Origin of the sequence: Brucella tritici (assembly GCF_008932295.1) — a bacterium.
Classification (GTDB): Bacteria; Pseudomonadota; Alphaproteobacteria; order Rhizobiales; family Rhizobiaceae; genus Brucella; species Brucella tritici.
In genome coordinates, this window is the sequence record NZ_WBWA01000007.1 from 139,218 (window position 1) to 152,179 (window position 12,962).

Here is a 12,962-nt window from a genome sequence, read left to right on the forward strand (position 1 = left end):
ATCTTATCGGTAGTTCTACGGATTTGGCTGGCCCTCCAGCCACAAACGGGTCATTTCTGCTTGCGAGGTTGTGCCCAGTTTCGCGCCGATGGCCGCACGGTGGCTGTCAATCGTGCGCGGCGACAGTTCAAGACCATCAGCAATTTGCCGGGTGGTAAATCCTTGCGCGATACGGTCAAGAACCTCGCGTTCACGTGTTGTCAGCGTATCCAGCAGTGCCAGCGTTTCGGCTCTCAGCGCCTTGCTCCCCAGCCTGTGTTCAAGCAATTGCTGCGCCTTCTGGATTGCATCGATCAAATCCTGCTCATCGACCGGCTTGGAAAGATAATCCACCGCGCCATTTCGAAAGGCGCGACGGCAGGCTTCGATATCGCCATGGCCAGAGATGATGATCACCGGCCAGTCAATTTCCTGTCCGGCTAACAGCTCCTGAAGTTTCAGACCCGTCATGACCGGCATGCGGATGTCAAAAATCATACATCCCGGTTTCAACCGTGGCAGTTGGGCCAGAAATGCAGAAGGATCGGCAAAACTTCTGACCTCGATGTCTATGGTCGACAAAAGAAGGCCAAGCGACTTTCGTACTGCTTCATCGTCATCGACGAGGTAGACCGGCTGAACCATCCTCTTAACTTCCCGCGTCTTCAGCAATTGGGAGCACAACGCGAAACAGCGCGCCGCGCTCCTGTGGAATATAGGAAATCTCGCCGCCAAAGCGCTCCACCAGTCGCTGGCTGAGCGCAAGACCGAGACCGATTCCTTCCGGTCGGCTTGTGGTAAAGGGGGTAAAGAGGCGCGGCAAGAGTTCAGGCGCAACACCGGGGCCATTGTCCGCAATTTCCAGAATGGCGACCGATCCGTCAGCTTTCAGGGATGCATTTACCCGCCGGTCCTGATCGTCGTCATGAAAAGATTCAATCGCGTTGCGCAGGAGGTTGAACATCACCTGCTCCATTTCCACCGGATCAACTGCAGCCATCAAAGGTGTTTCCGGCATCACAAGCTCAACTTTGACATTCTGCCGGGCAGCTTCCGAGGCCAGCAAGGTCTGCACGTTTTGAAGCGACAGGCGCAAATCGGCAGGCGCCGTCTGTCGCCGCTGCGGACGAGACCAGTTGCGCAGCCGATCCAGAATAGCCGATGCACGGCGCGCCTGATCCACCATATCATCCAGCGCTCCAGCGAGAGCCTCCGTATTGTTGCGGACCAACAAGCGGCGCCCCGCCTGCGCGCCAGCGAGAATTGCCGTTAGGGGCTGTGTCAGTTCATGCGCCATGCCGCTTGCCATTTCGCCCATAGTGTTGACACGCGAGGCGTGAGCCAGCCGGGCCTCAAGGCCGCTCAGTTCCGCCCGACGTTCCGCATGGCGTGTGCGTTGTGTCTGGCGAACAATAACCAGCCCGCCGAAGAACAGCAGATTCGTGAGGGTGAGAATCGCAATCAACTGGTCGAATGGCAACAGATCGGTCCACCCCATGGCGAGAGCCGTCTGGAAAAGAAGCGGCTGTGTGGCACTGCCCAATTTCTTGGAAAAGCGCGCTTCGCCGAACGAGGCCGGGCTACTGAACAGAACAGTTCCGTCGGGCATGACGAGGCGTCGGGCAACGCCTTTACGGCTCCAGAATGCGTCGTCAGAGGTAATCAGGCTGCCAGCATTGATCGCCAGCGCCAGGCCGTCATGCGGATTATCCGTATTCGGGCTGCGTTTTACGATCAAATAATGTCCGGGCCGTTCTGCCGGTGCCAACAGTTCGGGAACGCCACGGGATGAGCGAGCCGCCGCCCGTATGGCGTCGGCCAGTTCCGGTTCCAGTTTTCTGGTACCGGTCACTGGGACAGTTGGCTCCATCGGCACCAATTGAATTTCATCTATGCGCGGATAGAAACGCGTGATCGTTGCCGCCACTTCGACGAAAACATCGTCCTGCGAGAGATCGGCCGTTCGCGCCTTGGATTGAGCAATCGTCGAAAGCGCTGTCAAATGGGCATCGTGCTGGTCAGCACGTTGTGAAGCCTCACGATGCAATGTAAAGCTGGCGGCCTGAAGTTCGGACAACAACGCGGCACGCTGATAGACGACAAGGCCACCTATCGCCAGAATATTGAACAGCAACCACATGAGGATCGGGAGCGCCGCAGATCGGATGCTTCTGGTGTGGAGGTTCATAAATTGCATCCCGGTATCAGTGGCTGTTCAGACAGAATATCGCACCAACTGATAATCATAATATTATTAAGTCTTCTGAGGTTATTGGAGTTTCACGAGGCTGGCAAATGCGGTGTCTGCTGGAAAAATTACGGTTTCACGGCCGCCTGAAAAGCCCCTGCCAGCTTTTTGACCGCGATTTCGATTTCTGTTGTCGTATAGGCCGCAAATCCCATCAGAAAACCGGCTTTTCCATCCCCGGCGGCGTAAAGCCCGGACAGGCCGAGGAGTTCAATGCCGACACGCTGGGCAGCAGCAACAGCATTACGCTCCGATAGAGCGCCGGTGAGCAGGCAAGACATTTGCAACCCTCCGGCAGGTACTTGTGGCTCAACAAAATCCGCCAGATGTTTTTCGATCAGTCCGGCCAGTAGGTCGCGTCGTTCGGCATAAATGCCGCGCATGGCCCGGACATGGGCGCCAAAATGTCCGCCCTCCATGAACCGGGCAAGCGTCAACTGCGCAATCGGTGCGGAATGCCCGTCGAGCAGGGTGCGCGCAACGGTCATCGGTCTGACCAGTTGCGGCGGCAGGACCATGTAGCCGATACGCAGGCCCGGAAAGAGTGATTTGGTGAAAGTGCCGATATAGATTGTCCGGTCATGCCGGTCGAGGCCCTGCACGCAGGCCGTCGGTTTGCCAGCGTAGTGAAACTCGCTGTCATAATCATCCTCGATAATCCATGCCTGCTGGCGGGCGGCCCATTCGATCAGTGCCAGACGGCGATCTAGCGACAGGGTCGCACCAGTTGGAAACTGGTGCGAAGGCGTGAGAAACACCGCCTTGGCCTTGTTCGTTTCGCTTACCATCCGCTCAATCACAATGCCCTGATCGTCCACACCGACCGGGACAGATTCGAGACCTGCAGCGTCGAACGCCTTGCGTGCACCGTAATAGGCCGGGTCTTCGATGAAGATGCGGTCACCGGGATCGAACAGCATGTTTGCGCATAAAGTCAGCGCCTGTTGCGAGCTGGTCAGGATCAGCACCCTGTCCGGCGTCGCACGGCCGCCGCGTTCCAGGTTCATGTATTCGGCGACGGCGCGTCGCAAGGGCTCGGTTCCCTGCGGATGGCCATGGAGCAAAGCCTGCGTACCGATTTCCTTCAACACCTGCCGCTCCAGACGCTCCCACAGCGGAAGCGGGAAGTTTCGGGTTTCGGGAACACCATGAGCGAAAGGCCGTGGCGCCAGCAGCTCGCGCACACCACCGCTACGAAACATGATCGCGCCGCGCTTGCTCAGATTGGGCGCCTGATTGCGCAAAAGTGCATCGCGCTGGGACACGCTGTGTCCAGGCGTGAATTCTGTTATCTGCGCCACAAAGCTGCCGCTGCCCACCCTGCGGTCGATGAAGCCCTCCGCATGCAGCTGCGCATAGGCCGCCTCAATCGTGTCTCGGGACACGCCCAGCGATTTGGCGAGACCACGCGAAGCCGGAAGCGCCTTTCCCGGCCCAAGGACCCCATCAACGATCAATTGCCTGATTGATCGTTGAATGCGGGCGTGGAGCGGCATGACCGCATGGGCGGGATGGGCAATCCACGCCTTCACAGATTCAAGTTGGGAGTGCTTGAACAAATGGTCTGGTCCTAAATGGAAAAATGGATGGGAATATCAGGCCATTAAACGACTAATTGTCAAGACATCTTGTCGGCCATGCGCCTCGATTCCCAGGAGGTTTCCCAGGATGGTTTCATCCCGTGCATCAACATCAAAAATCCGCCTGAGCGATCTTACCCATCCCATCGTGGCCGGGCTGATCTCCGTCATCGTCAACTACGGCGGCACATTCATTCTTGTTTTTCAGGCTGCAAAGGTCGCGGGACTGAGCCCGGAACTGACGGCCTCCTGGGTCTGGTCAGTTTCTATCGGCGTCGGCCTGACCGGTCTTTACCTTAGCTGGCACTATCGCGAGCCGATTATTACCGCCTGGTCGACCCCAGCCGCTGCCTTTCTTGTCACAGCGCTTGCCACCACATCCTATGCCGAGGCGATCGGTGCCTACATGATTTCGGCTTTCGCCTTCATTATCCTCGGCGTGTCGGGCTATTTCGAGAAAGTCATCAAGCTGATACCATCGGGCATTGCTGCAGGCCTGCTTGCTGGCATCCTTCTGCAATTCGGAATCGGAGCCTTCGGCGGCGCCACTATTGATCCGTTGCTGGTCGGACTGCTGATTGTTGCCTATGTCGTTTTGAAACGACTATCCGCTCGCTATGCTGTCGTCGGCATTCTCGTGCTCGGGCTGGCTTTTCTGCTTCTGCAAAACCGGGTCGATCTGTCTGGACTGCGGCTGGAATTTGCAGCTCCGGTTTTCACCGTGCCCGAATTTTCTCTCAATGCCCTGCTGTCCGTCGCGCTGCCATTGTTCCTCATCACATTGACGGGGCAGTACATGCCGGGGATGCTGGTTCTACGCAATGACGGCTTCAAGACCAGCGCCAATCCAATTGTCACCGCAACAGGTCTCGGTTCGCTCATCATGGCCCCCTTGGGATCGCATGCTTTCAACATTGCGGCAATCACGGCGGCAATCGCGACCGGCCCCGAAGCACACGAGGATCCATCCAAGCGCTGGATCGCCGGTATTGCGGCGGGCGTGTTCTACATTCTCGTCGGCATATTCGGTGTGACGCTCGCCGCTGTCTTCATGGCCTTTCCGGCAAGCTTTATCACAACGCTCGCAGGTCTGGCCCTGCTGGGGACGATAGGCAGCAGTCTGGCTGGCGCAATGTCTGACCCCACGCATCGCGAGGCAGCGCTGATCACCTTTCTGGCGTCCGCCGCGAACATCAATCTCTTCGGTATCGGCGGCGCGTTCTGGGGGCTGATAATCGGACTTGTTGCCTATATCGTTCTCAACGGTCGCCTGCCGCACCGTGAACGGGCCGAATTGAGCGTGAGCGAAGGAGCCCCGAAATGACTACAGAAATCAAGGGAATGACCACCTCCGTCATTTCAATCCAGAGCCAGGTCGTGCACGGGCATGTCGGCAACAGCGCTGCGGTTCTGCCCATGCAGGCCCATGGGTTGAATGTCGCTGCGGTTCCGACGACTTTGCTGTCAAATAACCCGCATTTCGAAACCATGCGCGGGCGCGTTCTCGAATCTGAACTCGTCGGCGATCTCCTGCGCGGCGTGGAAGAACGCGGACTGATTGAAACAAGCCGCTATATCGTTTCGGGCTATCTCGGCTCTCAGGCAAACGGGGATGTTGTCGCCGCGTTCGTCGAACGCGCGCGCATGATCAATCCGGACATCAAATACATTTGCGATCCGGTGATGGGCGATATGAATCTGGGCATTTTCGTCGCCGATCAGGTGGTGGAATGCATCATCGACAGGCTCGTTCCGCTGGCCGATCTTTTGACCCCCAACCAGTTCGAGCTGGGCCTTATTACGCGTACCGAAGTGATGTCCTGGCCTGCGCTTGAGACGGCAGCCGCTCAGGTGCAGGCGCTTCGCGGTGCAAGGCTGGTCGTGACAGGTTGCAATCTGGCGGACACGCCAGACGGCTTGCTCGAAAATATTGTCTTCGACCACGAAACCTGCACGCGGCTGACCTCACCGCGACTGCCGATCGTTCCGGTCGGGACCGGTGATCTTTTCACAGGCCTTCTGACCGCTAAACTTACGCAAGGAAACACGCTGGTCGAGGCAGCGCGCGGTGCTGCTGCGACCGTGTCTGAAGTCCTCCGGCTCACCATGGAGGCTGGCGAACATGACATGCAGCTTGCCAGTGTCATCGATGTCCTCGGCTCCTAGAACATTTCCTGTTTTGATTGAACCATTGGAAATGCTCTATCCGTTTGTTTTTACGCATGTCTTTATCCCGAAACCGGTTCCCATTTTCGGGATACATGCTCTGGTGGTCTGATTCCGACATTTGCATCCCTCGGATATGAGTGCCGAGCAGACGTCGAATTCAATCCACCAGAGCGGTTCCAGTTAAAACGGAGCCGTCAGAACCGCTCTTCGTCCCTGACAAAAGTGCCTGATCCATGCCGGCGCACGACAATTCCGGCAAAAACCAACATGCCGATTGCCTCTCGCAAGGTGGCGCGAGAAACCTTGAGATCATCGGCCAGATCAGCCTCGTTTGGCAGGCGCTCGCCTCTGCTCCATCGCCCTTCAAGGATCGCAAGCCGCACGCTTTCCGCAACCTGGATCACGAGCGGTTGCCTGTCCAATGGGCGCAGCCATTCTGCTGGCCCATCTTGTACCATCTCGTCTTTTGCCATGCTCAACCCGTCTGCGTGGCGGTGTCGATTGTGGAAGGCCGCATCGCATAGCGGCGCGCCAGAACAGCGCCCACCAGAATCTGAATCTGGTTATAGAGCATGATGGGTAACACGATCATGCCGAAGCCTGGCAGACCAGCGAACAGGACCTGCGCAAGTGGAAGCCCGGATGCCAGGCTCTTCTTGGACCCACAGAACACAGCCGCGATCTCATCTTCACGGGTAAAGCCCAGCCAGCGCGAACCAAGCATCGTAAAGCCAATCACGCCTGCCAGAAGGACAACGCAAAGCACAATTGCCATAATGAGCCCGGACGGCGGCAAGACCTGCCAGAGCCCGGCGGTGACCGATTGAGAGAAAGCCGAATATATGATCAGCACAATCACGGACTGATCGTAATTCTCCAGCCAATGCTTGCGCGTCGAAAGGAATGGGCCAAGCCAACGATGGCAGGCTTGTCCAAGACCGAACGGCAGCAGCAATTCAATCACCACATCGCGTAAGGCCTGCCCCAAATCGATAGACCCGGATGAACGCATGAAAATCGTCATCAGAAGCGGCGTCAGCAACAATCCGAAGACATTCGACCCGGCCGAATTGCAGACCGCAGCAGGCACATTGCCCCTGGCCATGGCAGTATAGGCAATAGAGCTAGAAATTGCCGAAGGCAGAACACCCAAATAGATGAAGCCAAGGACCAGATCGGACGGCAGGATGCTTTCGGGAACGAGCCGCAAAGGCTGCACGATCAACGGGAAAACGATGAATGTCGTCGCAAAAATAAACCCATGCAATTGCCATTGCTTCAAACCCGAAATGATCGCCTTGTGAGACAGAGCCGCTCCGTGGCCGAAAAACAGCAGGGCAACGCCGATGGTTCCCAGCGTACTGACAACGTCTGCTGCATTGCCAGTCGCCGGAAAGAGAGTTGCCAGAACAACCGCGGCAATCATCAAAATCAAAAAAGGGTCAAGACGCATCTATTCATCCACCATTGGTTCGTCGGCCATTCGTCAACTTGACCGACCGTTGCATGGGGGATAGGTCTCAGCGCGATTGGTCTACAAATTGGTATGGAGCGCCGCCGAATGACAAATCGCATGCCGACCGCCGAAGCGATGCAGCACATGCGGAAGCTGCTCGCGGAAAAGAACTTCGGCCCGCAGGATAAGATCCCGCCCGAGCGGGCTTTGTCGACGACACTCGGCTGCAGCCGCGAAACGACGCGCAAGGTGCTACGGCAGCTTGAGATCGAAGGCCTGGTGTGGCGTCATCAGGGCAAGGGCACCTTCATGGGCCCGCCCGCCTCGAACATCGAACGGCCCCTGGACCGGATCATCGAATCCGCATCCGCTCAGGATCTTATGGATGCAAGGCTGGTCTATGAGCCCGCCCTTGCCGCAGCGGCGGCCCAATATGCCACGCAAGATGACCTCACCTCCTTGCGCAAGCTTGCGCTGGCGACGGGTACGGCTCGTGACTGGCAGGAATATGAACGTTTGGACGATGCCTTCCACAAGGCGGTTGCGCGCGCGAGCGGAAATGCGCTGCTAGCCGCGATCTTCACTTCGCTCGCCTCGGTCCGGGGACGTTCGACATGGCAGCGCAGACATGATGCGATCTTTCGGGAGGCCCGTAAACGCGAATATGCGACCGAGCAAAGCGCGATGCATCTGGCAATCGTCGATGCAATCGAGGCACGGCAAAGCGACCGTGCTCACCACGCCATGCATGCTCACCTGGAAGCCATCCGCACGCTGGCCCTAACATCCCGCTGACGCGGATCAACCCGCCGCCCGTGATTGACGGCGACGGGTCTAAGAAGCGTTAAAATGAAGTCGCCTACAGGCTGTTCACCAGACGGTGCGAGACGTTTTTCACAACCGTATAATGATGCAGTCCTTCGGCTCCGCCTTCGCGGCCAAGTCCGCTATCCTTGACGCCGCCGAACGGGGTTTCGGCAACGGAAGCTTCGAGCGTATTGATCGAGACGTTTCCAGCCTCCAGCCCCGTCATCAGACGATCCACATTTTCCGCTGAGTTTGCGAAACCATATGCCGCCAGACCGAACGGAAGCGAATTCGCCTTTTCAATGGCCGCATCGAGAGATGCAACGGGATTGATGAGCGCCAGCGGACCGAATGGCTCCTCCGACATCGCGCGGGCATCGTCCGGCAATTCAGCCAAGGCCGTTGGCGGGAAGAAATAGCCATTGTTCTTCAGGCGACGACCACCGAAAAGCAGTTTCGCACCTTTCGCCTCTGCATCGCTCACCAGTTCTTCCAGCGCCATGACGCGGCGATCATTGGCAACGGGGCCCATCTGGACGCCCTCATCCATGCCGTTGCCTACACGGATCGATTGCGCCGTTTCGATGAAGGCCGCAGTAAAACGTTCATAATGGCTTTCATGAACGAAGAAGCGTGTCGGCGAGGTGCAGACCTGACCCGAATTACGGTATTTGCGACGCGCCGAGGCGATACCCGCGACGACCGGATCTGCATCCTCGCAAACGATGACGGGGGCGTGGCCGCCAAGTTCCATCAGAGCCGGTTTCATATGGCGCGCAGCAATCTCGGTCAGATGTTTACCGACGGCAGTCGATCCGGTGAATGCAATCGCCCGGATTTCAGGGCGCGGGATGAGGAACTGCGAAATATCGGCAGGAACGCCGAAGACCAGATTCAGCACACCGGCTGGCAGTCCTGCATCCTCGAATGCGCGTGCAATATGCGTTACCGCCGTCGGTGTTTCCTCGGAAGCTTTCAGGATAATGGAGCAACCGGCAGCCAAGGCGCCTGCAATCTTGCGTGCTGGCTGGCTCATCGGGAAATTCCACGGTGCAAATGCTGCGACCGGACCAATAGGCTCGTGCACGACGATGTAGCGAATGCCGGGCGCGCTCGGAATGACGCGGCCATAGAAACGAATGCACTCGCCAGCATCCCATTCGAAGAATTCACAGCCGCGAATGACCTCAAGCCGGGCTTCGCTGATCGGCTTCCCATTTTCCAGCGTGATCGCGCGTGCGATCTCTTCCTGCCGCTCGCGCATGAGCGCCGATGCTTTCATGATGATCGCGGCACGGTCCGCAGGCGCAGTGTTGCGCCAGACCTGATAGCCGTCCCACGCAGCCTGAAGGGCTGCCTCCAGATCCTCGCGCTCCGCAACCGCAACCTGCCCGATTTCGGTCTCGTCGGCTGGATTGATAATGGGAAGCGTATTGGCAGTCTTGCGCCATTCACCGCCTATGAAAAGCTGCACGTCGGATTTTTGCATCAGAAAGCCTCTGCAATCTAAAAATTCGGGCCACGCCCTGATCATCGTTACAGTCAGAATGGAATGTTTTAATTCATGCGACAATTCATCTTAAAACCATATATCCATGAGGATAATCGTATAAGTTAACACAAAAGCTGGCAAATTTTGCCCGCACGAAACCACCAGCCGCCCATCGCTACACGGCCGTGCAATTTCTTTTCGAAAGCCGATCAGAGCACCGGAACGCAGACAAAACGCTCTTTGCAGCCCGGCATCACGAAGAATGCAACTGTAGTGCTAACCGATGTTGCGAATACCGGTTAGCAGAGCCTGCGACATCTCGGTTTCGGGCGAGCACCAATCCATCAGAATATTGTAATGGTTCCGGTTAGCGACCTTGATGGTCTTCGCCTCTCCGCCTGCTGCAGCCCAGCTTTCGGCATAGGCGAGCGACTGACGCTCGAAGCCGTCTGCCTCATGCTCTGCCCATGCCACCGTAATCGGACAGCCCCGCACGGGAGTGTGACGGATCGGGCTGAGTTCATCGACATCGGCGGCACCGAGGTTCAGCCACTCCTGCGGGAAAGTCGCCGCCAGTGGCGCAAGCTCGAAAAGCCCGCTGACCGGCATGGCAAACTTCACAACATCCGACGGCAAGCCGAAATCGTGCTGCCAGCCTTCCGCAACAAGCGCTCCGGCAAGATGGCCGCCCGCCGAACTTCCCCCAACCGAAATCCGGTCGGGATCGAGACCATATTCCCGCCCATGATGCCAGACGAAGGCAAGTGCCGCGCGCACCTCCCGCGTAATTTCCGCAAGGGAGACTTCCGGCGCCAGACGATAATCGACAGTGACAGTGGCAATGCCTTCGGCCGCGAGCATTCCCGCCATCATGGCAGAATCTTCCTTGGACAGAGCGCGCCAGTAACCGCCGTGAACAAACACGAAAACCGGGCACGGCCCACTCTGGGAAGACGGGCCGAAAATATCGATCCGCTGTCCGCTTTCTTCGTCATAGACCACGTCGAAATACCGGCCCCAATCAGCCCGGGGCGCAATGCTTGCCTCACGATAGCGCACCATTTCGGCGGCGAAGGCTTCCGGCGAAACGGTGGCCTTGGCATTGTAATCGCGATCAAGGCGGGCAGGCTCGAAACCTGCTTCTTCAGTGAGCTTTATCATGCGTTGAACACGCTGATGACGTTGGCCACATTCGCAGGCTGTTCAAGCGTCGGGAAATGGGTCGTGCCGGGGAGCTTCCGAGGCTGGAACCACGGATTGCGCGCCGCGAAATCCACCTGTGCCTGCGTATATTCCGGCTCGAACGGCTGCGAATAGATATGGGTGACCGGACGGTTTTCGACCATGGCTGCCATGCGCTGCATGGGGCTGCCCCATTTGCGATAGGCTTTGCCGATTTCGCGCCCCGAGCGGGCCCACATTTCATAGGAATAGCCCGCCATCTCGTTGTTCACGTGATTGACGATATCGGCATTCTTCGTGTCGCCGATCCAGTAGTCGAAGAAACCAGAACGACCATTCTCCCAGACCTGCCGGTCCTGAATACCGTCGATCAGTTCGAAGAAGGTTTCATTCGGCTGGTTCATGATCCAGTCGATAACAACCGATTTCGGCACGCGGCCTGATCCCAGGCGGTCGGTGACTTCGATATTGGCCCAGCCGCCATGGGAAGTCGAAACGGGAAGAAAGGTCTCAAGCTCCAGCGCATCAACGAAAGCGACAAGATCGTCGGCCTGCTCGTTGATGTCGAAATCGCCGTCATGTTCGCGATGGTCGCCGTGACCGCGCCAGTCGAAGCGGATGACGCGATGATCTTTCGCCAGTTCCGGCACGAGTGTCTTGAACAGGCGGTGATCCTGGCACCATCCAGATAGCAGCACAATGGCCGGGCCGCTTCCGGTTTCATCCCAGGAAAATACATTGTTGCCAATTTTCATCGAGTTCATGGAAATCTCCATCATCCGGCGTTTCAGGCTGCGCCTGTTGGAATATGCAAAGCGGTCTTCATGCGTTCCGCACCAAGCGGAGCGCATTTTCCGGTAATTTTCAGCACTTGCGAGCGCACATCGTCGGGCCAGTAATTCATGTCGCCCAGTCGCTCCGCAGTATCCTGCGTGTGTTCGGTCAGCGGGCGTTCACGCGCCTCCCAGGCTGCCAGCGCTTCGCTCACATCCGCATGTTCGTCCAGCGCAACCGCCAGTCCGAGCGCATTCATCAGAGCGCAACCACCGCCTTGTCCGAGATAAGGTGGCATCGCATGGGCACCATCGCCGAGGATTGCCACCCGACCCTTGCTCCATGATTTCAGCTTCAGGACTTCGAATGCGTCCCACCGCCCCGCATCACCGAAACGAGCGATCAAAGATGCAAGATGCGGGAAACTTTCGGTCCAGAGCGCGGTATCGACCGGTGTGCGATAGGCCGCCTCGTCTTCAACCGATGCACAGAGCGCGATATAGAGATCAGTCTCGCTGGCGGGCGTGTAAAGAATACGGCGCGAGCCGGAGAAATGCTCGATATAGCGCGGCAGATCTTCAACGGGAGCGTCTGCGTTGTCACGCTTTATCATCATGCGCACGGCACCGTAGCCAAGCGGCTTTCGGTACATCATGAGATCGAGCGAATCCCTGACCTTGGAATTGATGCCATCCGCCCCGATGACCAGATCGGCAGCAAGGCGCCTGCCATCGGCCAGCAGCAATTCACCCTCGGGCGTTGCGCCGACAGCTTCCGCGCCGGTGACGACCTCAACGCCGGCGCGACGCGCAGCATTGAGCAATGCCGTCAGCAATGTTTCACGCAGGATTGTTATGAGGCGCGCTGGTCCGTTGCCGTTGATTGGAATCTCTTCCATCGTTTCATTACGGTGATCGCGCGTATGGAACTCCGGTCCCTCATGAGCGCCGATCACAGCCTCATCATAGGCGCCGAGGGCCTTGAGTACATGCAGGCCATTGCTCCAGATATAAATCCCGGCGCCGAAAGTGCGCAGATTGGACGAGCGCTCATGCACCCTTACGCTCCATCCGCGTTGGGCGAGCGCTGTGGCAGAAGCCAGCCCCGCAATACCTGCGCCAGCGATCTCCGCGTGACGTTTCGTCATTCCAATTCTCCTCAACCCATTTCGGAAAGAGATTTCCAAGTCCTGCCGACAAAGGAAAGTGAATTCTGACCGCGACAGATATGAGGAAATAGAATATCTGTGGGCAGACATATCCTTGAGGAGGCGAT

The 12,962-nt window shown here is 57.6% G+C and carries 12 protein-coding genes; 3 read left to right on the forward strand and 9 right to left on the reverse strand.

The features are described 5' to 3' along the window. Positions 1-15 precede the first annotated feature (15 nt). The 3 genes from F9K91_RS09930 to pdxR form a co-directional block, all read right to left on the reverse strand. Positions 16-624, reverse strand: coding sequence for a response regulator transcription factor (locus tag F9K91_RS09930; protein ID WP_151558495.1), 609 nt, complete (start codon positions 622-624; stop codon positions 16-18). Between the two features lie 4 nt (positions 625-628). Continuing rightward, positions 629-2,167 carry a sensor histidine kinase gene (locus F9K91_RS09935; protein ID WP_151677712.1) on the reverse strand — a complete coding sequence of 513 codons (1,539 nt, stop codon included), beginning with the start codon at positions 2,165-2,167 and terminating at the stop codon, positions 629-631. A 128-nt stretch (positions 2,168-2,295) separates the two neighbouring features. Next, on the reverse strand, positions 2,296-3,786 hold the full coding sequence (gene pdxR / locus F9K91_RS09940) for a MocR-like pyridoxine biosynthesis transcription factor PdxR (protein WP_151652143.1): 1,491 nt from the start codon (positions 3,784-3,786) through the stop codon (positions 2,296-2,298). Between the two features lie 109 nt (positions 3,787-3,895). Between pdxR and F9K91_RS09945 the strand changes: the two genes are divergently transcribed. Then, positions 3,896-5,131: a benzoate/H(+) symporter BenE family transporter gene (locus tag F9K91_RS09945; RefSeq protein WP_151652142.1), complete on the forward strand. Its 1,236-nt coding sequence runs from the start codon at positions 3,896-3,898 to the stop codon at positions 5,129-5,131. After that, positions 5,128-5,973, forward strand: coding sequence for a pyridoxal kinase (gene pdxY, locus F9K91_RS09950; RefSeq protein ID WP_151677713.1), 846 nt, complete (start codon positions 5,128-5,130; stop codon positions 5,971-5,973). The genes F9K91_RS09945 and pdxY overlap by 4 nt, the downstream gene beginning before the upstream one ends. 197 nt (positions 5,974-6,170) lie before the next feature. On the opposite strand, the gene F9K91_RS09955 is transcribed toward pdxY, so the two are convergent. Together F9K91_RS09955 and F9K91_RS09960 are read right to left on the reverse strand one after the other, a co-directional pair. Continuing rightward, entirely contained in the window at positions 6,171-6,449 is a 279-nt protein-coding gene (locus F9K91_RS09955; RefSeq protein ID WP_061347570.1) for a GntR family transcriptional regulator, read from the reverse strand. Positions 6,450-6,451: 2 nt separating this feature from the next. Then, positions 6,452-7,429, reverse strand: a complete 978-nt coding sequence (locus tag F9K91_RS09960) for a bile acid:sodium symporter family protein (protein WP_151677714.1) — start codon at positions 7,427-7,429, stop codon at positions 6,452-6,454. Positions 7,430-7,537: 108 nt separating this feature from the next. Here F9K91_RS09960 and F9K91_RS09965 point away from each other — a divergent pair, with 108 nt between their 5' ends. Further along, positions 7,538-8,227, forward strand: coding sequence for a FadR/GntR family transcriptional regulator (locus F9K91_RS09965; RefSeq protein WP_151677715.1), 690 nt, complete (start codon positions 7,538-7,540; stop codon positions 8,225-8,227). A gap of 64 nt (positions 8,228-8,291) precedes the next feature. On the opposite strand, the gene F9K91_RS09970 is transcribed toward F9K91_RS09965, so the two are convergent. The 4 genes from F9K91_RS09970 to F9K91_RS09985 form a co-directional block, all read right to left on the reverse strand. Continuing rightward, positions 8,292-9,728 carry an NAD-dependent succinate-semialdehyde dehydrogenase gene (locus tag F9K91_RS09970; protein ID WP_061347567.1) on the reverse strand — a complete coding sequence of 479 codons (1,437 nt, stop codon included), beginning with the start codon at positions 9,726-9,728 and terminating at the stop codon, positions 8,292-8,294. A gap of 279 nt (positions 9,729-10,007) precedes the next feature. Next, on the reverse strand, positions 10,008-10,892 hold the full coding sequence (locus F9K91_RS09975; RefSeq protein WP_151677716.1) for an alpha/beta hydrolase: 885 nt from the start codon (positions 10,890-10,892) through the stop codon (positions 10,008-10,010). After that, positions 10,889-11,677 (reverse strand): alpha/beta hydrolase, encoded by a 789-nt coding sequence (locus F9K91_RS09980; protein ID WP_151677717.1) that lies wholly within the window; start codon positions 11,675-11,677, stop codon positions 10,889-10,891. Before F9K91_RS09980 ends, F9K91_RS09975 begins: the two co-directional genes overlap by 4 nt. A 23-nt stretch (positions 11,678-11,700) precedes the next feature. Then, entirely contained in the window at positions 11,701-12,834 is a 1,134-nt protein-coding gene (locus F9K91_RS09985) for an FAD-dependent oxidoreductase (RefSeq protein ID WP_151677718.1), read from the reverse strand. Positions 12,835-12,962: the final 128 nt, after the last annotated feature.